Origin of the sequence: Rhodococcus sp. T2V (genome assembly GCF_029269925.1) — a bacterium.
GTDB classification, from domain to species: domain Bacteria; phylum Actinomycetota; class Actinomycetes; order Mycobacteriales; family Mycobacteriaceae; genus Rhodococcus_F; species Rhodococcus_F koreensis.
In genome coordinates this window covers 1-24377 of the sequence record NZ_JARJBD010000124.1, presented here as the reverse complement: position 1 = coordinate 24377, position 24377 = coordinate 1, and the positions used below count along the sequence as shown (strand labels likewise).

The 24377-nt window shown below is 62.2% G+C and carries 14 protein-coding genes; 7 read left to right on the top strand and 7 right to left on the bottom strand.

Annotated features, from left to right (window positions below; genetic code table 11):
• Both P3H15_RS48060 and P3H15_RS48055 read left to right on the top strand, forming a co-directional pair.
• Positions 1 to 238: hypothetical protein (locus tag P3H15_RS48060; RefSeq protein WP_276143796.1), on the top strand; the 238-nt coding region annotated here is incomplete at its 5' end.
• A gap of 540 nt (positions 239 to 778) precedes the next feature.
• Positions 779 to 2524 (top strand): hypothetical protein, encoded by a 1746-nt coding sequence (locus P3H15_RS48055; RefSeq protein ID WP_276143795.1) that lies wholly within the window; start codon positions 779 to 781, stop codon positions 2522 to 2524.
• Positions 2525 to 2739: 215 nt separating this feature from the next.
• Here P3H15_RS48055 and P3H15_RS48050 read toward each other — a convergent pair whose 3' ends face one another.
• From P3H15_RS48050 to P3H15_RS48020, 7 genes are all read right to left on the bottom strand, one after another.
• On the bottom strand, positions 2740 to 3597 hold the full coding sequence (locus tag P3H15_RS48050; protein ID WP_276143794.1) for a helix-turn-helix transcriptional regulator: 858 nt from the start codon (positions 3595 to 3597) through the stop codon (positions 2740 to 2742).
• Between the two features lie 243 nt (positions 3598 to 3840).
• Positions 3841 to 5013: a Wadjet anti-phage system protein JetD domain-containing protein gene (locus tag P3H15_RS48045; RefSeq protein ID WP_276143793.1), complete on the bottom strand. Its 1173-nt coding sequence runs from the start codon at positions 5011 to 5013 to the stop codon at positions 3841 to 3843.
• Entirely contained in the window at positions 5010 to 8444 is a 3435-nt protein-coding gene (locus tag P3H15_RS48040; RefSeq protein ID WP_276143792.1) for an ATP-binding protein, read from the bottom strand. Before P3H15_RS48040 ends, P3H15_RS48045 begins: the two co-directional genes overlap by 4 nt.
• Positions 8431 to 9219 carry a DUF4194 domain-containing protein gene (locus P3H15_RS48035; protein ID WP_276143791.1) on the bottom strand — a complete coding sequence of 263 codons (789 nt, stop codon included), beginning with the start codon at positions 9217 to 9219 and terminating at the stop codon, positions 8431 to 8433. Before P3H15_RS48035 ends, P3H15_RS48040 begins: the two co-directional genes overlap by 14 nt.
• A complete protein-coding gene (locus P3H15_RS48030; protein WP_276143790.1) occupies positions 9216 to 10745 on the bottom strand; it encodes a DUF3375 family protein in 1530 nt (509 codons plus the stop codon). The genes P3H15_RS48035 and P3H15_RS48030 overlap by 4 nt, the downstream gene beginning before the upstream one ends.
• A gap of 585 nt (positions 10746 to 11330) precedes the next feature.
• Positions 11331 to 11504: a hypothetical protein gene (locus tag P3H15_RS48025; protein ID WP_164063559.1), complete on the bottom strand. Its 174-nt coding sequence runs from the start codon at positions 11502 to 11504 to the stop codon at positions 11331 to 11333.
• A 9-nt stretch (positions 11505 to 11513) separates the two neighbouring features.
• The gene (locus P3H15_RS48020) at positions 11514 to 11981 is read right to left on the bottom strand and encodes a cupin domain-containing protein (RefSeq protein WP_276143789.1); all 468 of its coding nucleotides are present in this window, start codon (positions 11979 to 11981) and stop codon (positions 11514 to 11516) included.
• A gap of 866 nt (positions 11982 to 12847) precedes the next feature.
• Here P3H15_RS48020 and P3H15_RS48015 point away from each other — a divergent pair.
• The 5 genes from P3H15_RS48015 (at position 12848) to P3H15_RS47995 (ending at position 23303) form a co-directional block, all read left to right on the top strand.
• Positions 12848 to 13927: a hypothetical protein gene (locus P3H15_RS48015; RefSeq protein WP_276143788.1), complete on the top strand. Its 1080-nt coding sequence runs from the start codon at positions 12848 to 12850 to the stop codon at positions 13925 to 13927.
• On the top strand, positions 13924 to 15075 hold the full coding sequence (locus tag P3H15_RS48010; RefSeq protein ID WP_276143787.1) for a hypothetical protein: 1152 nt from the start codon (positions 13924 to 13926) through the stop codon (positions 15073 to 15075). Before P3H15_RS48015 ends, P3H15_RS48010 begins: the two co-directional genes overlap by 4 nt.
• A gap of 630 nt (positions 15076 to 15705) precedes the next feature.
• Positions 15706 to 16248, top strand: coding sequence for a TerD family protein (locus tag P3H15_RS48005; protein WP_346348869.1), 543 nt, complete (start codon positions 15706 to 15708; stop codon positions 16246 to 16248).
• A gap of 112 nt (positions 16249 to 16360) precedes the next feature.
• Positions 16361 to 22735 carry an ATP-binding protein gene (locus P3H15_RS48000; RefSeq protein WP_276143786.1) on the top strand — a complete coding sequence of 2125 codons (6375 nt, stop codon included), beginning with the start codon at positions 16361 to 16363 and terminating at the stop codon, positions 22733 to 22735.
• A 277-nt stretch (positions 22736 to 23012) separates the two neighbouring features.
• The gene (locus tag P3H15_RS47995) at positions 23013 to 23303 is read left to right on the top strand and encodes a hypothetical protein (RefSeq protein ID WP_276143785.1); all 291 of its coding nucleotides are present in this window, start codon (positions 23013 to 23015) and stop codon (positions 23301 to 23303) included.
• Positions 23304 to 24377: the final 1074 nt, after the last annotated feature.

Below are 24377 nucleotides of genomic sequence, written 5' to 3'. Positions count from 1 at the left end.
ATCGTCTCGCGACACCGCCCACCGCGCGTGGCCACGGCTCGATCGATGGCGGTGGGCCTTTCGCAGTGGATTGGTGGTCCTGGCCGCTGTCAGCCGACCCAGCTTCTCGAATCTGCCCTCAGTCAGGGGACGAGGGCAGGCAACATTGACGTTCACCGACGTGCAGGGATCCTATGGTGTCGCTGTCGACAACGTAGGAAACACCTCGGTCGTTGATACCGTGCAATTCGTGCGTTGAGAGTGTCCCCGTATGAGGTACGGACCCCTTGCCGTTCGTTGGCCCGTATCGGCCGAGTCATGGGGCAGTCGATACTACCGGCCCACATCGGTCATGGACTCCTGTAGCAACCGCGAAATTGGACTGGATCCGGCTGGTGCGCAGTCTGTCCTGGCTCAAACGACCTCTGGATCGTCAGGAGTCGCGGTCGATGACGTCGGCAACACCACCGCCGCGGACAGCAGAGGCAACAGAATCGAGGCTTGGCACGGAACTGGCGCCGGTTGCATCGCCGTCGCCGTGGCGGAGCTTCGGACGCTAGCGCAGCAGCGCGGCGGTAATCGGCATCAAAGGTCGCGTAGGGAGATAAGGCGGACTACCGGACATCGCACCAACGGTGCCTGGGTTTGGTCCCGTGAATTCCGGAGAGGTGTGTGATGCCGGGAGCCAAATAGGTGGTCGCAGAAAGTAGTATCGGCGGGTGTGAAGAATCGGCCCTTGTGTGGACGTGCGACAAATGCGGGTGGCTCCTGTCAGGCCCCGGTGCGGTATTCGAGGCCGTTGGAGCGTTTCGCGCCGGCGTGCCGGGCGCATGTGACAGCAGGGGAAGCCGCGGAGATCGACGCGGATCCGTTGTGGACTGACGAGGGCCAGGTGCTGTGGTGTCTGCAGCGACACGCGGAGGCGCAGGATCTGGTCGCTGCGGCGCAGATCGCCGCGCAGTTGGGCTGTCAGGTGCCGCGGGTGATATCCGTACTGGAAAGGCTCGAAGCCGACGGGGAAGTGGCGAGTCACCCCGAGGGGCGGCGCCGGATGTGGGGCACCTCGGAGCAGGTGCGGCGTCTCGATGAGGCGGGCCGTAAAGCTGAAGCGGACAGGGCTGCCTTCGAACGGAGAACCGCTGACCGTAATACGGCGTTGAGAGGGGTGGGGGACCGACTCGAGGGAGTGTTTGCCGGTCGGGGCATCGGCGTGACCAGCCTAACGCGAATGGTGGGCTACGAACCGGCGCAGGTGGGTCCGGATCCGTTGATCATTACCGTCGACGATCCCGAGGCGGCGGAATGGTTGCTGAACCGGGTTAGCGCGGCAAGCCGCGAACCGCAGGAACCCACACAGTTGCAGTGGTCGGAGCATTGGGAGCGTCTGCATGAACTGTTGGATGCCCTGCGGTGGGCGGGGTGGTCGATGGACGAGGATGAGCCGTGGGGTGAGTTCGACCCGGATATCGGACCGATCCTGGCTACGCGGATGCGTCGAACATGTATGGCAATCGAGGTGGAGTACCGGCCCGAGCAGGGCGAATTGCTGTTGCAATCGTTCGACGGTTTCGGCGACGAAGAATCGTCGGAACTGTTCAGCATGCTCGATGACGACGAGGTCATCGACCTTGCGGGGGACATCGACCAACAACAGCGTGCGGTGACCGAGCGTGCCGGTGAGTGGGGTTTGCTCGATGCCACCCGAATAGCGCTCTCGGACAACGCTGTGGTGTCGCTTCCGGACTTCATGATGGGCAAGTACGCCGAGTGGATCTTCGCGGTAGCAGCCGTGGAACGCGACGTCACGGCCGAACAGGTAATCACCGATCTGACGACGTCGGACGAGCTGGTGACCTTTATGACCGCGGTCGCAGGGATGCTGGCCAGCGACGTTCTTCCTGACTGTGTACCGGACGCTGTTGCGTTGGGGATCGCCGCGTGGTGTTGGCGCAATGACACCGCCGTCGAAGCGTGGCACCTGGCCGACGACGTTCTGATGGCGCGGGTCAACATCGCGGTCACCGCGGCGATCCGTCCCCACATCGACCCGATCGAGGGGATCGACTGGGACGGCATACGGGTCGTGCTGACCGACTCCACCTGGACGCTGCCGGACGGTCGAGTGATCGCCGAGCTGTTCGGCTACGGATGGTCCCAGGTCCAAGAGACCGTCGGCTCGCGACTGGATGCGTGGCAGGAGATTGACGCGCAGATCCTGGGCGGCGAGGCCACTATGCGGTTTCTGACGATCGGAGGCTCGACCGAGTACACCCGGCACTGGTGGGGGCAGGGCCGTTGGCAGGCGATCTGTACTGAGATTGTGCGCGATGCCATCAAGGCGGGGATCGATCTGCCGTCACCGTACGACGAGCGCGGCCAGGAGGTGCTGCTCGCGGACCTGGAGGATCCGAGTCAGCTCTCCGACGATGTGTTCGCATGGCTGATAGATATGCCCGGTGCCGCCGAAGATGGTCCGCGTGGGCTGCGCATGCACGAGGCGACGCGTCCTCGGACTCGGGTGATTACACCGATTCCGTATCGCTGAATTGTCGATCGAGACTAGCCCGTTCGCATCGTTACAAGGTCCGCGGCATCAAGGGGATCGGGATTCGAGCATCCTGAACGACCCCAATGCGATTTGCGGCGACACTCAAATCGCGCTGAGGTGGGTAGATATTTCGCCGCGCAACCATGGCGTCCGGGTTCGGCGGTGCGACCACGCTCGGACGTATGACTTGGGTCGGTGTCGGGTGAAGGTACTTACGCACTCTCGTCTACGTCGATGTGACTTTCCTCCGTGTCATCGACAACCAAGCCCGACAGTTTCTGGAGGTAGCCGGCGCCGGTTCCCTCCGCGCGGTCGAACCAGTTGAACGGGTTGCGTTCGGCGAGGACGGCCGGGAGTAAGTCATGGTCCGCGTAGAGGGGCACCTCCCATTCGTCCCATCGACACAAATCGTCGAAGCGGTCGCTGACCGCATCCCACTCCTCGTCAACCATGTAGAAGTCATCGACATCGTCATCGTCTGTGAAGTCGCGGAACGGTCGAGGCGTGATCCCCTCGAACAGTTCCGGTAGTTGGTCCATGATGTGCGGTGCTTCGTGGAGAGCTGCTGCCATCAGGAGCTCGTCGAAGAAACACCCTGGCCGGTCGAACGGAAGTGTGCCACTTTCGATCTCTTTTGCAACTGCTCGGCAGCGTTCCAGTGCCTTTGCTGCCCATGCCTTGTTCCCGTCGACGTAGAACATCGCACGACGGTCGATCCCGGCGAAGGGGCCAACATCGTGCAGAGGGCAATCGAGGTCACCGTCGATCCACATCGTCAGGTCGGTGTCGGCCCATCCGTGCAGTATGACCGTCAATGCGTAGGCCTGTCGCGGTGTCAAGGTGACGGAGTCATTCCAGGTCTGTTCATATTTGTGAGAGATCTGCTTGGCTCGTTCCTTGGCGGCGGACTCGCGATCGATCACCTTCTCGCACTTCGTGCGAGTGGCACTGCTTACCGACGCGGGGTCGTCCTCCCAGCGTCGCCACGTTGCAACGCTAACGCCAGCCCTTGCTGCAGCTTCCGGTTGCGTCATTTCGAGCTCTTCACGTAACTGGCGAGTGTTCGGCATGCATCGAAGCATAATGAGCGCTCAGTGAGTAGTCAATAGTGCACTCTGTCGTGCGCGATTGGCGTAGATCGGAGTTGGTGCGCGGGCCTTGGGCATGGGTGTGGAGCCGCAGAGTCGGCAGTATCGGGCAATAGGGGCTTCGAGGCGCTGCCGATGCGCCGGGTCGTTCCTGGCTGATCACCCACGCCGACTGGGTCGAGCCTCACATCTAACGTGGGTTCGGGGCCCAGGTCGCGCGCCAAGCTAGTCAGGGGGTTGGCGAGGCGTGCGGGATCGGACGACTTGCTCTGCAAGTTGGAGTGGAATGCGTTCTTGCTCGATTCGTAGCGGACCGGAATGTTCTGAGTCGGTGATGCGGTTGTAGACAACTCGTTCCGAATCGGTGAGATTCGGAAGTGGCTTACGCTGAGCGGAGATCGGGTTTCCGCGCCGATCAGTGCGCACACCGAATTGGTGGTATTCGTCGTACGTTTGTGGGCCCATGAGTATCGAATCGACCACGCTGTGTTCGGTGCGGAGTTTGTTGAGGATTTCGTAGCCGTGGGCGTCGATGTCTCCCCAGTAGACGATATATGGGCATTGCTGGAACCAGGTGTGGCGGGTGATGCGGTGGGTGATCGCCCATCCGCCGCCCTCGACGGCGATCCCTCGCGGGAGGGTAGGGAAGAACAGTGCGCTGTCCTTGTTTTCGGTGATGATGATGATGTCGGGTGGGTAGGCGACGGTGGCGTTGGTGTCGTCGGTGGCGAGGCTGTCGCGCATCCGGTTTCCGCGAGCACGCCAGTTCTGGTCCAAATAGGTCAGGTCGATGCGCTGGGGCCGGTCGATCAGGTCGAGGCTGTCCCGGTCGAGGAGGGCCAGGACCAGCGGGGTGTGCTTGTCGAGCCACTTTGCGTCTAGACCGGGGATCGGGACCTGCCGGGTGGTGAGGCCGGTGGCGTCGTGGTGGTGGAACCAGTCGACGGTGCGACAGATCAGCGTGAAGTCGGTGTCGGCGAGGGCAACTGTCTGTTGAAGAAGGCGTGGCTGTAGGTCCAAGTCGAGGGTGTCGGACAGGATTTGGCGGCGATGACGGGCGCGGGCGATCGTGATGGACCAGTCTTCGGCGGCGAGAGCGGCGGCCGTGTCGAGGTCGGAGATGTCGAGATGTGTGGGGATGTTCAGGAGAAGCCGGCCCACACGGCGGCGCGTGTAGCGGAGACTGCACGAGAGGTGGACGTGCTGAGCACCCCAGTGGTCCCAGGCCTGCATGACCGGCCGGTGGGTGGTGGCGTAGTTGGTCTCGAGGTCGCCGCGTGCGGGTGTGCCGATCGGGTAGGTTCGTGGCCATCCTGTTGGCTCGTCGACAACCCAGGCCGCCCAGTGCTTGGTGAGCGCCTTGGTGAGGTCGGTGATGACGGCGGCAGGGTCTTTCATGATGTCGGCACCGGTGCGTCTGCGATGAATGCTGATGCCGTGGAGTAGCCCTCCGTGTCCTTGTTGATGAGGATGACCCGATCGACCTTGCGGGAGATCGCGGAGACCTTGTCGACAACCGATCCGGCAATGAGCTGGAACCCCAGGGTGATCCAGGCCTGCACGGCCCGAGAGGCGAACTGGGAGTCGGCCTTGATGAACGCCTCGTCGAGGATGATCGGGGCGAAGGTCGGGCGGGAGTTCTGTTCGTCTCCGAGCTGGTATCGCAGCGCCGCACCGACGATGAACGCCACCATCTCCTGCATCTCGCCACCGGACTTGGCGTCGAATTCGGCGTAGGTGCCCTTGATGTTGTCGGGGTCGGCGGGGTCGACCTTCTGGGCCTTGATGCTGATGTGGCGGCGCACATCGAGGATTTCCTCTCGCTGGGAGGACTCGCCGCGAGGTAGTTGGTCGGCAGGCATGATCTGCCGGATGAACTGGGTAATGGTGTGATAACGAGCCTTCGCCACGTCGAGTGTCATGGGTGTTGCGCTGCTGGATGTTTCGATGAATTGCTGCAGGCTGGACCAGAAGTGGCGCGACGTCGGGGTTTCACGTTCGGCGGGGTCGATGCGGAGGCGGTCGCCGTCGCGCCCGAACGGGATTCTTTCCAAGATCGCGTTCACGTCGTGCAGCCGGTCGATGATGCGCCGCCTCTCGGTCTCGAACTCGCTACTGAGCAACCCCAACTCCATCCCGGTCCACTTGTTGACCTCCCCGAGGAAGTCGTCTCGATGACGGATGACGTCGGAGTCGACGAGCCGGCGGTAGTGGTTGTAGTAGTTCGGGTAGGACGCGATGTCGGTGCCCCACTCGTAGTTGTCCCATTCCGCTTTGAACCGTTTGAACATGTCTTCCAGTGCTCGGCGTGCATTGGAAGTTTCGTCAGTGGCGTCGGCCAACCTGTCGGTGATGCTGTCAAAGACCTTCCCGAACGCTTCCTGCAGGGTGCGGGCGTCGCCGGTGTAGGACAGTCCCAGCATTTTGTCGAGCAGGCTTTGCTGCGCGTCGGTCACGGTGACCGAACCCGTGATCACCAGCGCGGAGTGGGTGCTGGCGTAGCGTTCGGCCAGCGGCTCGAGGGCGGCGATGGAGGCATTGAGGTTCTTGCGCTGGTTGCGCGCCGCGGCTTTGGCCTCGCTGGCGGCGTCGCGGTCCTCTTCGGCCTGTTTCTGCTGTCGTTTCAATTCGGCGATTCTGTCGCTGGCAGCCAGGATTGCGTCGCGTTCCTGCTCCAACGCGTCGATGGCGTCGCGGGCGGATCCGGTGTCGATCTCGGCCCAGTTCAAATCGAGCACCGCTTCCCATGTGACGCGGTGATCGACCATCGTCGAGCGCTGACTGTGCAGCTGTTCCGCCCGTTGGTGGGCTGTGCGTTCCTCGTCGGTGAGGCGTTGGACCTCCGTTTCCAGTTCGGCGATGCGTTCGGCATTGCTGAATCCGAGGACGTAGTCCTTGGGTAGCGGCGCACCGTGGGCACCGGACCGTCCTTGCCGTGTCTGCCCGTGGGCGGTGATGCGTTTGCGCCCGTCGTCGATGAGCAGCGCGTCGGCAGTGTCGACGCATTCATGGGTGAACGTGGTGTTGATGAATCCTTCGAGCCAACCGATGAAGGGGCTGCCGGGCTTGTACTGGACCTTCCCCGCGAGGGTGGAGGGATCGGGGATCGTTGTCGGGGCGGACGCGTTGACGGGGACCGCTTCTGACCGTAACCGCACGCCCTTGGAGAGGCGGTCGGCGTTCCGGACGAACTGTGCCCGGATGTTCTCGTTGTAGAGAATGTGGCGGCCGATGCCGCCCATCTCGGCTTCGGCAGCGGTGCGCCAGCGTTCGTCGTCGGCGTGCAGATCGATCAGTTCTCCGATGAACGGAAGATCGCGGCGCGGATCGGTGATACCGCACAACTCGGCCAACTCGGTGCGCCGCTGGTGGAGATAGGTGGGAATTTTCGAGTCCGGACGGGTACGGAGATCGTCCAATTCGTCGGACACGGATTTGTGTGCGCGCTGTGCGTCGGCGTGACGGGCGTCGGCCTCGCGAGCTGCCGCGGTGACAGCATCCAGTTGTTCTGTGTGTCTGTCCATGAAAGCTCGTGCTCGGAGCTGCAGCGATGACATGTCTCCCGCGTTGGCCGGAGCTACGACGTCGTCGAGATGGGCAACGCGGAAATGGAACTGGGCTTCCTTGCGTGCCCGCTGCTCGAGTGTCTCGCTCCAGCTCTTGAGTTCCGCTGTGATGTGGTCCAGACGTTCCCCGCCCTCGGTGCGGATTGCGTTCTTCAGCTCGTCGACCTTACGGTCTGCCGCGTCAAATGCTGTTGCGGTCCGTCGGCAGGCGTCTTCGGCCTCCTCTAGGTCCTGTTCGGCCGCGTTCAGGGCGGCCCCGTACTCGGCGTCACCGACGCTGCTCTGCCACAGCACCCACGGAGTGTCCCCCGAATCCGTGTGCCGCAGAGCAACGAGGTCGGAGGCATTGGCCATCGCGCGCTGGTACCGGTCGTGGCGCTCCTGAATGTCGGAGAGCACCTCTACCTGGTCGTACGCGCGCTGCATCGTCTCGTAACTGTTGGACAGCTCCGAGAAGTGATCGAGTGCCTGCTTGGCCGTATCAAACGTGGAGGGCTGCTCGAAGACCAGCTTCTTGTATAGGTCATCAATGGTCGCTTCTTGCTGCCCGGCCTGGATGCGGGCCAAGAGGGCCAGCGCCTTATCGCTCTCACCCTTCCTGCCGATGCTGAGGGTGCTCTGGGCGACGGTGAGGAACTTGGTGTAGGTGTCGTGCACCTTCGACCCAACGAAAGTGGCTTCCAGCTTCCGCTGGTAGCCCTGCTGCCCGAGACCCTCGACGAACAGGTTGTAGAGTCGCTCGACGTCGACGGTCCCGTCGATGGTGAGGCGCAGCGGGTTTCCCAGTTCCCCGTCGGAACTGATCGATGCTCGAACGAAGAAGAGCCTGGCGGCGGTGAAGTATGCGCCGGTGTCGTGGCGGAAGGTGACCGCCACAACTGCCGCGGCGTTGCAGGGCAGGCCCCGGGCATCGATTCCCCGAAGCCGGCGGTCGGTGAGTTCGCCGCTGGTGTTTTGCACACTGTCGGTCTTACCGCGCACGTAGGAGACCACATTGCGCTGGTTGCCGCCCCGAGCGCGTCCCTGGCCGGCGTTGGAGGCACCGTTGAACGGAACGTTGCTGGGCATCATCAGCGCGGTGTAAGCGTCCATCAGGGTCGATTTCCCGACCCCGGACGGCCCGGAGATCATGGTCGATCCAGGTGAGAAGTCGATGCGGTGGTAGCCGTCGTAACCGCCCCAATTGAGCAGATGCATCGATTCGATCCGCCACTGCGGGCTGCCGGTGTCGGGGAACAAGGTGCCCGTCTCAGTCGAGGTCATCGTCTGATCCTTCGCCGGGGCCCAGGTCGACCGCGGCGATCTCACCGTCGGTGTCCGTGGGCTCCACCGTGTCGTCGGCGTCCAGGGTGTCGAGGTAAGCGCTGAGCGCCTTCAGTTTGTCCAGCGATATCAGTGGCACGATCACCGGGGAGATGCGGTAGCGGTCCGCGCCGGTGTCGCGCGTCGAGACGAGAATGCCCGCGCTCTCGATGCGTTCGAATGCCTTCTCCGCATTCTCGCGTTGCTTCTTCTCGTCGTTGCGCTGGATCGACTTGTCTGCCTGCAATCGCTCTACCATCTCCGTCTTGGAGATGACCACGTTCGCGCTACCGTCCCGGCCCAGTTCGTTGGCATAGGTTTCCCGCAGATGCCGAAGCAGGATCGTTTCGGTCCAGGTGTAGGCACGGTTCTGTGTCGACATCAGCGTGGGGAACCGGGTGCCGGGGACCTGGACCTTGTAAGCGATCCCGGCGTCGGTGTCGCACACCAACGTCAGGAACAGGTCGTTGAGCCGCGATTCGACGTCATAACGGTGTTTGAGCAGCAACGTCCACAGCTTCGGATGCTGGTCCGCCGACAGGTAGTTACGTTTGAGAATTGCTGTCAGCACTGACCGGGCCTCATAGGTCAACGTGCCCTGGTCGCCGGTGAACAAGATGGTGTCCGACGGCCGGAACCGAAACTCGTCCGGTTCGTCGTCGGACTCGGCGGGCTCACTGTCGTCGACGGCCTGCGACAGCAGGTCATCCCACTCGTCCACAGGGTCGGTATTCATTGCTGTGCTCGTTCCATGTTGGCGATCAATACGCTGCGGTCTTTATCGGTGTAGGTCAGCCGGGGTGCTTCGAAGACACGCTCCTCGATCCCCAACGGATGTACGGTGAGATACATGTCGGTCATTCCGACTGTTTGGGAGCGACGGAGGGCCATCGTGTCGGCCGACGCCTCGAACAAGGCGAACAGGTCCACCAGCCTCCGGTCCTCTCGGGGCAAGGCATTGAAGACCTCGGCGATGGTGGCGCGTGGGGACGCCTTCAATCGGGTGATCAGGATGCCTCGCATCTTGTCCACGTCCGGCCCACCCATGCGCAGCAGCTCGCGCTGTTCTTCGGCCGACATGGGGATGGAAAGATGTGGACGGGCCGCCGGGGGCGCGGCGAAATCGGCAGGATCAGCAAGGTTTGTGCGCAATCGATCGAGCTCGATCGTGGCGGGTACGAAGGCGATCGGAACCCGGCTGCGCACCTTCGCCACGGCCTTTCGCTCTGAAAGCCGACGATCCAACTCCCGCAACAGAGTCCGCAGCTCTGTTGCTTGGATACGATCCGGGGCACTCAGATACGAGTAGATGGTCTGCACGATGTGCCGATGCGAGACCATCACCTGCTGCACCTCCCGGCTCAACTCCCTCGAGGTCCGCTTGAGCCGTCGTCGCTCTTCCGGCTTCAACCCCTGCGCGGCTTCGTGCGCCAGCACGATGTCCATGTCCGTCGCGAACGCCCGCATCATGCCGGTCTTCTGCAGCAACTCGACCGCGCCTACGAACGCCCGCCCACGGTCGTCACTATTAAGCAACGCATCCATGCGCTGCCGGTACAAATCCAACACTTCACCGGTAGAACGGTCGTCGTCACGGAACTCCTGGCGCAACTGTTCACGCATATCCGCGAACAGCTCGCCTACCTTACGAATGTCCGACGGCAAATTGTTGACTTCGGAGAGTATCTGGTCCAAGACCTCGATGACCTCACCCGTCCCGGCGAACTCCAAATCACCACCGGCGAGCAGACGATCACGTTCCTCCGCCAGCTTCTCGATCTGGGTGCTCAAAATGCCGATCCGCCGCTCCCGATCTTCACTGATCATCAACGCGGTGTCCTGCACCTTTGTGATGAGGTCCTTGACTCGAGACTCGGACACCATCGCGTGACGACCGGTCTCGCGCACGTACCGCAATGCGTCGAGCGCCTCATTGGTGATCTCATACGTGGTGGGTCCACTCGGCGTCGACCCGTCCTTGTAACGCAGCCACCCGCGCGCTGCGCCCTCCACCCACGAATAGGCCAAGGCACGACCCCGCTGTTGCGGCAGTTCAGTCCCGGGAACGGATTCGCCGATCCGCTCCAGCAGGAAGTCCACCTGATCGTGCAGGTCGTCTTCGGCCACCACGCGCCGGTCGTCCTCAGAGAACACCTCGCCCAGCACCGTCACGATCACCGGCGCGTACTTCTGATGTAGCAGTCGCAGCGTGTCGCGATCAAACGCGCCGGAAACATCGTGATAGCGAGCGATGACCGACATATCCGAAAGTCCTTGTCAAGTGCGGTGTCGAGCGCCAACTTGTGCAATCCCGTCAGACTGTAGCCCGCAACCCCGACACGCGGCGCAGACCGACTGCCCGCGCATCCGAGGGACCTTGAACCGGGGTGCCACCCCGAGCGAAATGGTGAGAGGACGCCGGGAACAGAGAGGCAGATTATTGGTTGGGTGTGACACGGCAAGCAGTATGTTGGCCGTGGCCTGCAGCGGTGGATATTGCTGTCGAGCCGCTGTCATTCGCGTGAATGACACTCCGGATCCAGCCCAACTATGTGCTCAGCCCGGTCTAAGCCGTCTCGCAGGAAAAGTCGGCCCAATCGGTGATACGGACCTTCTGCGTGTGAGGGGAGGGGGCGGTCGTGTCAAGGAACCATATTGATCGTATTGGCGTGCTGGAGTGGCCGGAGCGGGTGGCTTGGTGGCAGCGCTCGTGTCGTCGACATTGCAAGAGCCCGGTAGACCCCCGAAAAGTTGGGCGGGGTTTCGCTTGCCGCGGCTGTGGGTGCGTGCCGGCAGTGAGACCCCGCCAGTGGGCGTCACGGTTCGGCCGGTGCGGTCTCTGTATGGTCATCCGTCGATTGGTTCGCAGATCGCGACGGGCCCGGGACAACCCGGGGTGGCGCATTCGTACAGGTCGGTCTCGATGAGCACGCCGCCGAGGCTGGCGTAGATGTAGTGCCGGAACGCGGCGTTGCCGCACGTCACGCAATCTCTGTCGATCTGGATCCACTCGCCGCCCATGGCCGGACCCTAGCTGGACAGGGCGCGGCGTCGGCCGCGAGGTCGCATCGTGCTGGCGACGATCCCGTGGAAGCGCATCAGGATTCGCATCGGCCGTGGTGTGTGAGGCCGCAGAATCGCGTGCTTGCGTACGTATCGGGGAATATGCCATTGCGCCCAGGTGTGTGCCGGGAAGACTGCTGCGTCACCAACTCGGAGTGTGCGAGGAGGCTGATCTGCCGAGGAGACGGTCACCTCACCTTCGAGGATCTGGACCGTCTCCTTGAGTGCGAAGTACCAGTTGAACGTTCCCGCTGTGCAGTCCCACACCCAGTGGGTGGTGGTGCCGTCGAGGCTCTGCGTCCATCGCCCGCCACGGGCTTTGGGCATGCCGTCGAGGATCCAGGTCGGATCGATGAGGCTGGGCTCGAGTGCGACGTCGTCGAGGCGTACCGCGTCGATGACCGATGGCGTGCGGCCGGCTACCTTCTGGGTCATGCGGTCATCAAACCAGACGAACCGGACGTAACGGATATCCCTCTGGTTGGTAACCTTCTATTTGCTGCCCTTGCCATGGGGTGGCACCGGGCCCCACCAGTCGCGTCAGTCGTGTTTCGTGCTGGTGGGGTTCCTTCGTTCTTGCTCGCGCACTGGCGGTAAACCGGAAGGTAACCACTACGGTTGGAGGGTCCCGAAGGGTCACGTCCGCGGCGAGTCGGTGACGGGAATTGGCGTAGTGGTGTTCGTCAGGCACGTACAGGCTTGGAGCTTCGGATTGTTTCCCGAGCGGGATCCGCCAGTCGACGAACGGGCCACCCACCTCGTCGGCGACGTCCCGGTACGGGTCGAACCTCGCATCCCACCTTGCGTCGGTGTCCTCAAGGGGGTCGACGTCGGGGTGAGGCATGGAGGTGAGCGGAACTGATGCGTCGCAGTTGTAGGTGTCGCGGTAGAACTCGATCGTGTCGCGGTTGTTCTGCAGCCCGGTCTCGATCGAAACGTCCTGGACGAGGCCGTTGCCGCCGAGCCCGATGCGCAGCAGGTCGTCAGGGTGGGCGAGGGGTCGCTCGCGCAGTCGGTAGGCGTCGTCTGGGTCGGTGAGGATCGACTTCCGCTAGTTGGACTGTCACCCGGAACGGGCCGAGGTTGATGGTCTCGATACCCACTCCCCAGCCGAGGTGTACGACACTACCGAGCAAGGCGTCACGGGTCGTCGCCGTCGCCGATCGTGTGCAGTGTCATTTGAGTGAATGACATTGAGGTGCAGTCTGACTGACACCACACTGTGGTCGGGGGTGCCTGAGCCGCGATGTCGGACCGATCGGTGATACTGACCTTTCTGTGTGAGAGGGAAGAGGGCGGTCATGTCCATGAATGATGTTGATCCGATCGGCATGCTGGAGTGGCCGGAGTCGGTGGCGTTGGCGGCGATGCAGGTGTCGTTGATGCAGTCGGATATCGACGCCACGACATCCGACAAGTCCCTGGTCATCAAGGAAGCGGTGCTCGATGATGCCGTGGCGGTCTTCCTCGAGGTGGCAGCCGAGGATCGGCCGGACCGCCCGGACTGGCTGACGGCGCTCGTGGCGGACACAGACACCCGGGAGACCGCGGCGGACGCCATTGCCGCCCAAGGCCGGCGTCTTCCGCGGCTTTTCGATTCGCGGGAGCGGTCGTTGCTGGTGCTGGTCGACCTCATCCTGTTCGATCCGTGGCCGGCGAAAGCGTCCTGGCATGCCGCGACCCGCCGCACCACCTTCGAGGCGTTGGTGGACGACTTCCCGCACCTCGACCGGACGGATCTGGACAGGATGCGGGACGAGCACACACTGCTGCTCCGCCGGCTGAGGCGTAAGAGCGTGCACTGGGGGAAGGTGGCTGTCATCGGTGCTGCCGGACTGGCGGCAGGAGTGGCGACCGGTGGTTGGGCGGCACCGGTGATCGGCGCCGCGATCGGCAGCGCCGCCGGGTTGACCGGGGCGGCAGCGACCTCGGCCGGGTTGGCCACCCTCGGTGGCGGCGCGATCGCCGCCGGCGGTTTCGGCATTGCCGGCGGCACCGCCCTGGTGACCGGGCTCGGTGGCATCGCCGGAGCCGGCGTCGCCGCGGCCGGCGCCCGATGGACACCGTGGACGACCGGTCAGGTGGTGGCGGACGCGATGCGCCTGGATCTGATCGCACGGTGTGTGCTGATCGAGGCGGAGAACCGGGACGAGAAGCAACGCCGCGTCGTGCAGAGCCTGCAGGAGCGGCTCGAGAAGGTCGTCGCCGACGGTGAGCGACTCCTGGACCGGATCCGGGAACTCTCCCGTGAGAACGCGCGGCTGACTGCGGAGAACAAGGCATTGCGTGAGGAACTGCGTAGGCAGCACGCGGACGTGAAACGGGCGGAGGGGGCACTCGAGGTCATCCTGGATCGTCTCCCGGAAACCGCCGCGCGATGAGCAGCATGGACGAGACGGTGGACCGGAACCTCGACACCCTCAGCCGCCGCCTCGCCGAGCTGGAATCGGCCACCGACACCGCCCTGGCCGGCTGGATCCCGGACCCACTACAGCAGAACGACACCACGGAGCACCCCTCGTATGCGGAGTTGACCGCCGCCAATGACCGACTCCGCACCCGGCGCGGCTGGACCGACATCGACCTCGACGCCGCACTCACTCCGGAGCAGCGGGCCGGTTTCGACCGGTGGCGGGCCCGGCAACGCATCCCGTGGGACCACGAGGACGTGATCGCGGTCGGGTTCGCGACCGTACTGGGGGTCGCGGCGCTTTGGTACGACACCGCCGTCGACGGAGCCGTTGCCCAGGGGCTCGGTGCCACGAGGAAGACCGGGTGGATGCGCGGGTGGGAGCGGGCAGGCAAGAGGTTGCCGATCGACTACACCGGTCCCGGGTTCGGCGGCCGCGCCCATCGGGTCCGCTCCCCGGGCCATGATCTGGGCCGACCGTTCGAGGCGCTGCGGCAGATCCGGGCGGGCGAGTTCCGGGGCGTCCGATGGGATTACGGCGCCAAACGCGACGTCACGGTCGGGGGCAGGTTTCGGGAGGTCGACTCGCTTCCGGAGGCACTCGTCCTGTGGGCGCAGCATTTGGCGGCGGACCTGGTGACCCCGATGAGCCTGCCGATGCCCGGCTCCTCCTGGCTGTACGAGCTCGACAACCGGGCACTGCGAAAGTTCGCGCACGAGGTGTACCTTGGCACCTCGGCGGGCAATGGGCTCAATGTGCGATCCGGGATCCTCACCCCCTCGCTGAGCGTGATCACCACCGAGATCGTCCTCCGCACCCATGTGCATGCCCGGGCGTACGCGGTCACCGGCAGCGCCCGCCTGGACGAGAGGGAGCAGGCACGCCGCGATGAGCTGCTCCTCGCGGCCCATTCATTAGTTGGGCTCGCGTCGGCGGGGAAGACGCTGGGACGGATGATCGTCCTCGATGACCGGAAGAGCATGGCGCTGCGGCACGTCAACGTGCCGGTGCTCCTCCGCATGGGATGCCTGGCAGTCCAGGTCGCGCACGATCGGCGGACACAAAGTCGTGCGGTGGCTCAGGACTGGGACGCGTTGGCCGCGGGGCTAATGCAGTAGCTCCGCGCGATGGCCAGACGACTGCGGTTGTTCCATGTGGGGACACCGTAGATCCCGTGTCCATCCGCCCAGGGCCAACCGCCGGAGTCACAGCGACCGCGGGAGTCACGACGACCGCGGGGCCGTAGCTGTCCGGCGAGAGGCGGTGAAGGCGCCGTGAAATGTCGGATTTGGGTCAGAGCGGGATTGGCTGCGATCGCGCGCGGGTGGCGGGGGCTGGCGTAGCGTTCGCGTCGCGGGATGGTTCTGCGCGCCTTGATGTTTGTGCCGGTGTGTGGGTGAGCGCTGTTTGATCACTCTGCAAGCAAGCGTTTCATCGTCATACCGCAGGTCGGTCGCGGGTAGTCAGTGAGGGTGGTGTGCCCGAGGCGTTTGCGGCGACCGGGGCAGTTTGTCAGCCATGACTGGACACCGCCTCGGCCGCTGCCCGGTCGCGTACCGAGAGTGCTGGGCGCGAGGTTTCGCGTAGTCCCGATCTCGCACACATTTGTCCTTGTCCGCAGTGTCATTCACGTAGTTGACAGTGGCCGGCTGGAATGGCGACACGCTGATGACCTGCGGGCCTGCGCCGGCACATTGTTTACCGGGTGATGTCCGTGTGGTGAACGAACCGATTAGTATGCGCAGTTGATGCGATGGACGCGAACGCCCCGTAACGGCTCGTGCCCGTCGCAAAGGGTTGGTGTGGGTTCGGTTCGATCAAGGGTGGTTCTGGTGGAGCTTCCGATGCTGTCCAAGGCGCAGAGTGTGTTGTTGCCCGCTGATGTGGAGCAGGTCGAGGTCGATGTCTCAGCTCTGCTTCTGAACCGAGCTAGGAAGGTTCGTTCGGATGCCCATTTAGTCGACAACCTGCCCGAGTCGTCGGACGGGTCGGTCCAGTTGATGGGTATATGTATATGCAGTACCCACGAAGGGTGGGCGAGGATCGTGATCGACTTGACCGCAGTCCCGGTAAAGGTGCGCACCGTGCCGATCAGTCCCGACGTGGCGCCGCGTTCGTGCTCCTACCTGCCCCACCCGGACCACCGAGGCAGAGCCAGGCCGGCTGCTAGATGTCATGCTCATCGGGATAGTTGTCGTGTGGACACGCATCGTGAACGACCGCTTGCGGTGGCGCAATACAATGCATATCCGCTGGTGCCTCCACCTCGGGCCACGCTCGAGTCGCAGTGACGAATACGAATCAAGCACTTGAAGTAGTCGATCCCCTGAAGGGTAAGTTCATGCAGGTTGTCCGAGGAACGCTTGACAGCTTCTGTGTAGCGTCTACTTGTTGTGACTGCAGATGGTGAGCACTTCAGAACCGCCGGGCGCCAAGGAGTCCAATGCCGGTGATGAGTTCCACATTCTCTGGGCGGTGAACCGGGCTCTCCAGATGCTCAACCCACGTAGTGATCTCGAACTGATCGTGATGGAAGGGCTGTCACCTCTAGATTCGGTCGCGTCAAATCCTTCGCTACTTCTCGGCGCCGACCTCACTGAGTACTACGGAGGCAGCACCTTTTCAGGAGCCAGCCGGATTGTGGTCAGCCAGCTGAAGCACAGTCACAGACAACCACACAAAGCCTGGACCGCTAGTCGCCTTGCGCAGCTGGGATCGCGCAAGCAAGACGGCGTAATCAAGCGGCTGGCCGACTTGTTTCGCCACTTTGTAGAGGTCACAGACCGTGAACAGGTGATCGACAAGCTTTCGATTCGGTTGGTCAGTAACCAACCGATCAGCGCTGGGTTACACCGCTTACTGACGAAAGTCGCAGCGGTTCTGCAGTCGTCTAAGCGGCCCCAGCGATCGACACTCGTTCGTGGCCTCACTCGCGGTGAAGTTGCTGACTTCGACAAGCTTCAGGCGGCAACGAAACTCGGCATATACCAGTTTGGTGATTTTCTGCGTGTTCTTTCTCTGGACGAGCTTGGTGCCAATCCACGGTGGGAGCAGTGGAATCAGATCACGGCGACGCTCGGGCGGCATATTCTGACGGCTCCGACAGTGGGCACTCGGGCGTTGTTCGAACTTGTACGCCGTCAGGCGCTGCCGGACGCTGATGAGCTCAGGCTTACCCGCGAGGCCGTGTTGGCCGAGCTCGGTGCACCGCGCCATTCGTCGCTGTTTCCCTTACCGAACAGAATCAAAGTTCCCCCGAAGCTCATCCCATCGCCAGACGTAATTGCGCTCGGAGAGGCAATCATCGGAGGTGCTGGACACGTCGTTGCCCACGGTGACGCTGGAGTTGGAAAGACCACGACGATCGCGACGTTGGAGGGCGCCCTTCCAAGTGGATCGGTGGTTGTTGGATACGACTGCTTCGGAAACGGTGAGTATCTGAGTCCGACGGAGACTAGACACCTCGCCCGTCCGGCTCTCACACAACTCATCAATGAGATCGCGCTGCGTTGTGGAACACCGATCCTGATTCCGGGAACAGATGATGAGCATGTTCTATGGCGCAGATTTGGCGAGGTGCTCGTTGAGGCCGGCGCAAGCCTCGCAAATGCGGGAGGGCATCTTGTGATCGCGGTCGATGCCGCAGACAATGCGATTGTCGCAGGACGTAACCGTGAGCAAGCTACGTTTCTGCCCGATCTGTGGTTGCTGCCCCTCCCTGACCGGGTGCACATTCTGATGACGAGTCGCACGCACCGCCGCGCCAGCATTGCAGCGCCACCTACCTCGGTCGAGGTGAACCTTAGGGGGTTCGACTCGGGTGCATCCTCGATTCACCTTCGAGGTAGATTTCCCTCCGCCGCAGAGGAACACTGCGTTGCGTTCCATCGCCGCACCGGTGGCAACCCCCGAAGCCAGTTTTACGTGCTCGACGCTAGTCGAGCAGATGCTGTCCAGACCGTGGAGGCTGCCGTTGCGGCGTCAGATACTACGCCCCACCAGATCTTCGAGGACTTGGTGGTCGCCGCCACCCGTGAATCTGCCAATCCTGAAAGCGCCGAACAACAATTGGCGGATCTGATCTCGCTAAGTCGGCCAGTCTCAATAGCGACGTTTGCGGGGGCGTCTGGGGTTGATGTGGCAAGCGCTGCAGCGTTCTGCCACGGTCTTGTCCCGGGCGTTGTGATCGATGATGGCACGGTTTGGTTTAGGGACGAAGATTTCGAGACTCATCTTCGCGATCGCGTGCCGGAAGCGGCGAGGGCGGCGTCGCATGCGCGACTGGCGGCGCATTTCATGGCTGAGCGGAGCACTGATGCTGAAGCCGCCCTTGCTTGCGCCGAACACCTCTGGCTAGCAGGTCGTTCCTCGGATCTACTGCGCCTGGCTGTCGATGAGGGCCAACCCAGCGCAATCACCGACCCCGTCGCCCGGCTCCAAAGCTATTTGCGGCGGCTGGAGCTCGCATTGCGGGTAGCGCAGGGTCCAGATAATCGATCTGACGTGATCAAACTTCTCCTTCTGGCAGCTAAGGCATCTACGTTCAATCAGGCCGTCACGGCCATCGTCCGAAAGCGACCCGACCTCGCAATAAGGTATGGCGATGCCACTGCGGTTGCCGCGATTTACGAAGGAAGTCACACAGAACCGTGGCGCGGTCCACTGCATCTACGTGTCGCTGCGTTGCGTGCTCGCGCGGGCGATCGAACAGCGGCGGAGGAGGAGCTCCGACTTGCCCTTGCGTGGCTTCAACGGTGGTCGCGTGTGGAGTCGGACGAGAGTAACAGTTGGTCGCTTGAAGCTGCGGATGTTGCTGCAGGTGCGGAAGCGATCTATTTGTTGCGCGGTGTTGCGGCCGCAAGTGCATGGATCACTTTCTGGCAGCCGAGTGAGTTCGCTATGGACTGCGCAGTAAAGCTTGTCGAATCGCTCGCCTCGACTTCAACGGGTGATGCTTTGGCTACGGACGTAGCCTTGTTGAGTATCCCGTCGAGTTTGAAAGCCAACTTGCTGGCAATCCTGTTCGAGCACGGTGCTTCTCCTGGCGAGACGGTGGTCCGAGAGATAGCCGAAGGGGCTCTTGACAATCCAAGCATCAAACCTCGTGACAACGAATGGGTCGCGAGTTTCGCTGAGTTGATTGCATCAGCAACCCACGACGAAGACCTCCTGCGCAGATGGGCCGCCACGTTTTCGCCGCGCGTGCCCTCACACGCCCCGAGCGAATGGACCGGTCTTGGTGATTGGGAGCCATTGACGCGTGTCAAGTGTCTGCTTGCGATTGCCGACGGCGGTCGGCTTCAACCAGATGACCTCATACCCACCTTCATGCAAGCGGACCCAGCCGATACCCACAAGGAGGGTGAACGTAAGGAACAACAACGCAGACAGCTGATGACTGCGATGGAGACGTCACTCGACGTATTGCTTGCGCGTGCCACTACCATATTGACGGACGTAACAGTTGCCGAGATAGCGGAGCCAATTGAGCGACGCATTCAAGCGCTCAAGTCGGCCCGGCAACGGGGCGGCGGGCCGGATCTGACGAGGCATTGGACACCGTCGGCAATAGATGCTCTCTCAGCAGCACGTGGCGATGCGACGGCCACCATAACGGCCGTCTTCGATGGAGTCTGGGCGCGAAATGCTGAGCTGGGTATGCGGCTGACACCTATCCTCGCCCGCCGACTAATCATTCACGGCGCATATCGACCGGTCGCGCTGAACTGGCTTGATCGTGCAGCACGAGCTACCGTCAGTTCGAAGGCGCCCGCATCTGAGCGGGTCGACCGCTTGCTCGAGATTACTGCCATTGTTGACCGGTATGAACCAAATCTAGCGACCGGCTATTACGAGGCAGCCGTCACTGCCGCGGACGGCTTAGATGACGAGGGCGCTGGAGTACTTCGTGTTCACGCGACGCTCGCGCACACAACAGTCGACGCTGGCTTGGATCTACGTGCTGCAGAGTTAGCCGAGCGAACTATCCGTGCACTTGAGCGGTACCGGCCATTCGTGACGGACACCGATCGGTTGCCATGGAAGGAGACCGCTGCTGCAGTGGCTACCCTCCACCCGCCCTCAGGGCTCGCTCTTCTTTCCCGGTGGGAGCATCAAGGCCTGCTGTCATTAGACGCCGGTGTGAGGGCAATAGTTCCTGCATGTTCAGGTAGATTCCTTCCGCCAGGCAAGGCGCTTTCCTTGCTGTTACTAGCGAATGCAGCTAGCTACCCGATAGCGGTCACACTGGATCTCCTGACTGTCGTACAAGAGTCGGGCGACAAAAGCTTGCTACATCGAGCCTTGGGGCGAACATGCACCCTGATAGGGCGGGACATACCGTCCTCACAACGCGTGCGCACTGCTACGAAGGTCCAAGGGTGGGCTACACGACAAGGGCTGCGAGAGACTTCCCCAATCAGAGACCTCACCGCCCTTCTCGACTTCGTGGACCAATTGCCGCGACCAACCGGCGATGGTCGACAGCGCTTGGGACAGTCTAAGACTGACGAACCGGGGGTCGTTCTACCCGCATCCAAGCACACTCTGAGCGAAGTAGGCTCTTCCCTTGACGAACTCTGTGACAAGTGGGCCAGCGATGACGAGATCGAATCCTTCCTGGAAGGAGTTGCAAATTCGATAAGTCCCACAGAACGCGCGGACATGCTGCGCGGGCTCGCAACTGTCCCAGCGGATCACGCTCTTTGGCGCTCCCACGCAGGAGTCGTACTCAGTGTGATTAGCAAGCTAGTCGACCGCTGGAGTCTGACAGTTCCAGTCAGGCAGTGGGTCGATCAGGAACTTCCAAGATTGATCAAGTCCCACATGCAGAGCTTCATCGCCTACGAGCACACCATTGATGCGACTCTGGCAGTACTACTGTCGATGGCAAGCCTCGCCGATCCAATGTCTGTGCTAGTCGAGTCGCTCGCGCCGACCTTGCGGCGGCTCGATCCGCCGCAACTCCACGCGGTGGTCCGCGCGCTAGCGGTACCTCTGTCGATCGAGGAACGGCTTGCAGTATTGGAATGGTCCGTAGCTCGCTTCGAGGAGACTCCGGTTCGAACGCCCTCCATTCCGTGTGATTCGAATCAGGCTGTTGCTTGGCTTCTATTCTCCCTCTTCGGGCATCCGGACAAAGCGGTCCGTTGGCGAGCAGCACACGCCGCGCGCGAACTTCTCACGGACGATGAGGCGATGGTGCTCGGGGTGTGGGGACTGTGGGACAAGAAGTCGGCTGGGGCCTTCGGGCCAGACTCCGGCACATTTCTCAGGATGTCAGCGCAGACCTGGATGCTGGCGGTAATAGACCGGGTGGCCGCGGAGTCGCCGAACCACATAGTCCCGATCAGGAAAGAACTTGCCGAGATAGCGCTTGATCGGTCGTTTCCACACGTTGCATGCAGGGAACTCGCGCGGCGAAGCGCCCTCCGCCTACTCGATCCACAATCACTCGGATCCGAGGATTTTGGAGAGTATGAGCGGCTCCTAGCCGCGAACAGACCAAGTTCCTGCGCTGTGGAAAGAGGGAGTGTCGGCCGGGGTGGCTCATTTGACACCCGCGACAACGCCCGGTTTCGTTTCAATGGTCTAGACACGGTGCCATATTGGTTTGGACCGCTTGCAGGTATCTTCGCGATTGGTCAGGACGATGTCTGCGGGCGAGTCGAAAGTTGGATCGTCGATCGACTTCACTTCAGCGAGGCCGCTGCATCTACCGACCCGTGGGCACTGGGCGACCGCTATACGTATACCGAGCGCCAAAACGATCACGGCGCACTACCGCGAGTGGAAGACCTGCATACCTATCTTGAGTATCACGGGATGCTCCTCGCGGCCGGCGAATTGGTCGACGAGGGTAGGCCTATCGTGGTTCCAACGTGGGATGACCCAATGGATCCCTGGGCGGATTGGCTCGACGAGCACGTGACTGACTCCATGGGTTGGACGGTCGATGAGCGGGCACCCGCGCCGATCACGGCGGCGTCGTTTGGCCACGTGGTTGCAAGAGAGCAGTGGCGAGACCGTATACCTGAAGACTTCGATCAAGAACTGGGACTAGACTGCCATCCAACCGCGATTGTGGTTTCCGGATACCGTGAGACATTCTTGTCCGACCGGCATGAAAATGCCTGGGTGGCAAGTGCGTTAGTTTCGCCCAAGACCTCATCAGCCCTGCTTTCTGCGTTGCAAACCTGCCTCGACCCGACGGATTTCCGGCTTCCGGAGGAAGCGGACTGGGAGGGGTTTGAGATCGACGACGAAGACTTCCGCCTGGTCGGTTGGATTCGGGAGCGTCGCCGGGATCAGCAAGGTCTTGATAAGCACGATCCGCTCAGGAGGATTGACAGAGCGATTTCCATGCCAGGGACGCTCTTCGCGGAGCGACTGGATGTTCGGGCAACTCGCAACGGGCGCGAGCTGATCGGCAAGGACGATGAGCGAGTGGCTTGGGCGGAGCAATGGAGCGACGTCGACGATTCGAAGCGTGCGGTTAGTGGAGGAGTCACGACGCAAGGGCGGCAGACCCGGGTTGCTCTGTTGGAACTGCTCAATTTTCTGCAGATGGTTGAAATGGACGTCATCTTCGAGGTACGAATCCAACGTCAGTACAACCGAACTGATCACCGAACCGACGAGGAGGATCGTGAACGATACGAGCGCGGAGAAAGCCGAATCTACCTGCTCCGGAGAGGTGGACAGCTCGAAACCCTGGGCGGAAGTCGCCAAATTGGGGCAGTTGATAGTCCAGCAACTGGGACTAGAAAATACCACTGACACACTCAGTCGATGGATGGCGCACCGCGTAGCAGAGCTGATGTTGGCGCCTGAATCGGATACTAGCGCACGGACTGAAGCAACTGACCTCATCATTCGGCTGTGGGAACGACGGTCGGCATGGCCCCAAAGTTGGCCGCCGAAAGCGATGACGCGCGTCCTTCACTGGGTTGACGAGCCGTCGCATGTCCGCGACGACGAAGGATTCCCAAAAACGCCTTGGTCTCGGCAGCTAAGGTCGATTCAGTCACAGCTTCGAGAAGAATTCGAACTTTGGATGATGCTCGCAGCTAAGGCGGACGGTCTGCTGGAAGGAAAAACTGCCGACGAAGAAGTTGATCTGTTCGAAGGCCTCAGCGGTGACCTGAGCGAAGATGAGCTCGGGTTAGCACGATTGTTGAGAAGGCTAGGATCGCGAGGGGGCCTGAGGGCGACCGCACCTGATCTCACACTCAAAGAACTAGCGGATCAAGTCCGAGCTGAAACCGAGGCCTTGGTGGCGGCGCGGCGATCGGCCTTCGATTCAGCATATGACGAAACCAATGGTTTGGATGGCGAGGACAACTAGGGGTGTGTTTTCCGACTGGGGATGGGCTTGGGATGCTACAGTTCGCGGCAAGATTCGGCAGTGCAGTCGCCCGTTTCTAGGTTTTTCGATCCCGTCGATGGAGCTCGTGGTCTGTGTGGTGGGCGCAGGTCGGTGCGGTGGCGGGCGAATCACTGTCTTCTCCACCGCGCCGACAAGGCCCGGCCACAGTTGCCAGCGATCGGTGACCTGGAGCGCGTCCGGGGCGCCGTTGCGGACGCCCTCCGCACACCCCCGGGACGATCTCGGCAGACCACCGCGATCTCGGGATGGCGGCGCAGCAAGGGGGCGACGGCCCTTCGGTGCGGTCGGGGCAACAGGTCGATCGGTGTTCGTGTCTTGAGGTCCGCCACGACGGTGGGAGTAGACATGGCTCGGCGGAGTGCGAAGTCGTCGATACCAAGGACGGGAATTTTGCCGATGGGTCGTTCGGGTATCGACTGGACTGCCCGCAGCAGGGTGCCCCGGCCGACGCCGACTTCGAATCGGCCGGAGAGTCGGGCGCCGTGGCCGTCCCGCCGCAGCCAAGTCGATCGCTTGGATCATCGCTGTCTCTGTCGGTGCTCGCCGACTCCACCACGGACAACATCGATACTTGCCACATGCGGGAGCAGCACCCGCCCGCTGTCCTCAGCGCACCTGTCGGACTCTCATCCAACCTCGTCGATGCAGGTCAGTGACACGCCCAGCGGCTTCACGAAAGCTGCACCAGATTCACTTCATAGCCACGGAGAGAGGGCGGCATCCGCTCGACCTGAAGGAGCGCGTGCCGTCGGCGGAGCTGGGATATTTGGCGCACAAGATGTGCGGGGAATGGTCGGTGGTCGGGTTCGTCAATGCCGGGTCACTGGTCTAGACGGCTTAACTTAGCGGCTAGCGTCGATCTGGTGAGTGGCGCTGACTCGCCTTCTTGGCTACGGATTTGGGCTTCTTCCCAGGGACGTGGACAGTCGCAACACACAATTCGACGCGACGGTCCTCGTGGATGTAGCAGTGCTTTCTCTAACGCGGATTTCCACGCAACTGGTTCGGGGCAACGCGGGTCAGCTGAATTCG

Excerpts from the sequence above, each read along its gene's own strand:
- P3H15_RS48050 (WP_276143794.1), bottom strand. The coding sequence starts at position 3,597 with ATGCCGAACACTCGCCAGTTACGTGAAGAGCTCGAAATGACGCAACCG.
- P3H15_RS48045 (WP_276143793.1), bottom strand. The coding sequence starts at position 5,013 with ATGAAAGACCCTGCCGCCGTCATCACCGACCTCACCAAGGCGCTCACC.
- P3H15_RS48040 (WP_276143792.1), bottom strand. The coding sequence starts at position 8,444 with ATGACCTCGACTGAGACGGGCACCTTGTTCCCCGACACCGGCAGCCCG.
- P3H15_RS48035 (WP_276143791.1), bottom strand. The coding sequence starts at position 9,219 with ATGAATACCGACCCTGTGGACGAGTGGGATGACCTGCTGTCGCAGGCC.
- P3H15_RS48030 (WP_276143790.1), bottom strand. The coding sequence starts at position 10,745 with ATGTCGGTCATCGCTCGCTATCACGATGTTTCCGGCGCGTTTGATCGC.
- P3H15_RS48025 (WP_164063559.1), bottom strand. The coding sequence starts at position 11,504 with ATGGGCGGCGAGTGGATCCAGATCGACAGAGATTGCGTGACGTGCGGC.
- P3H15_RS48020 (WP_276143789.1), bottom strand. The coding sequence starts at position 11,981 with ATGACCCAGAAGGTAGCCGGCCGCACGCCATCGGTCATCGACGCGGTA.
- P3H15_RS48015 (WP_276143788.1), top strand. The coding sequence starts at position 12,848 with ATGTCCATGAATGATGTTGATCCGATCGGCATGCTGGAGTGGCCGGAG.
- P3H15_RS48010 (WP_276143787.1), top strand. The coding sequence starts at position 13,924 with ATGAGCAGCATGGACGAGACGGTGGACCGGAACCTCGACACCCTCAGC.
- P3H15_RS48005 (WP_346348869.1), top strand. The coding sequence starts at position 15,706 with ATGCGATGGACGCGAACGCCCCGTAACGGCTCGTGCCCGTCGCAAAGG.
- P3H15_RS48000 (WP_276143786.1), top strand. The coding sequence starts at position 16,361 with ATGGTGAGCACTTCAGAACCGCCGGGCGCCAAGGAGTCCAATGCCGGT.
- P3H15_RS47995 (WP_276143785.1), top strand. The coding sequence starts at position 23,013 with ATGATGCTCGCAGCTAAGGCGGACGGTCTGCTGGAAGGAAAAACTGCC.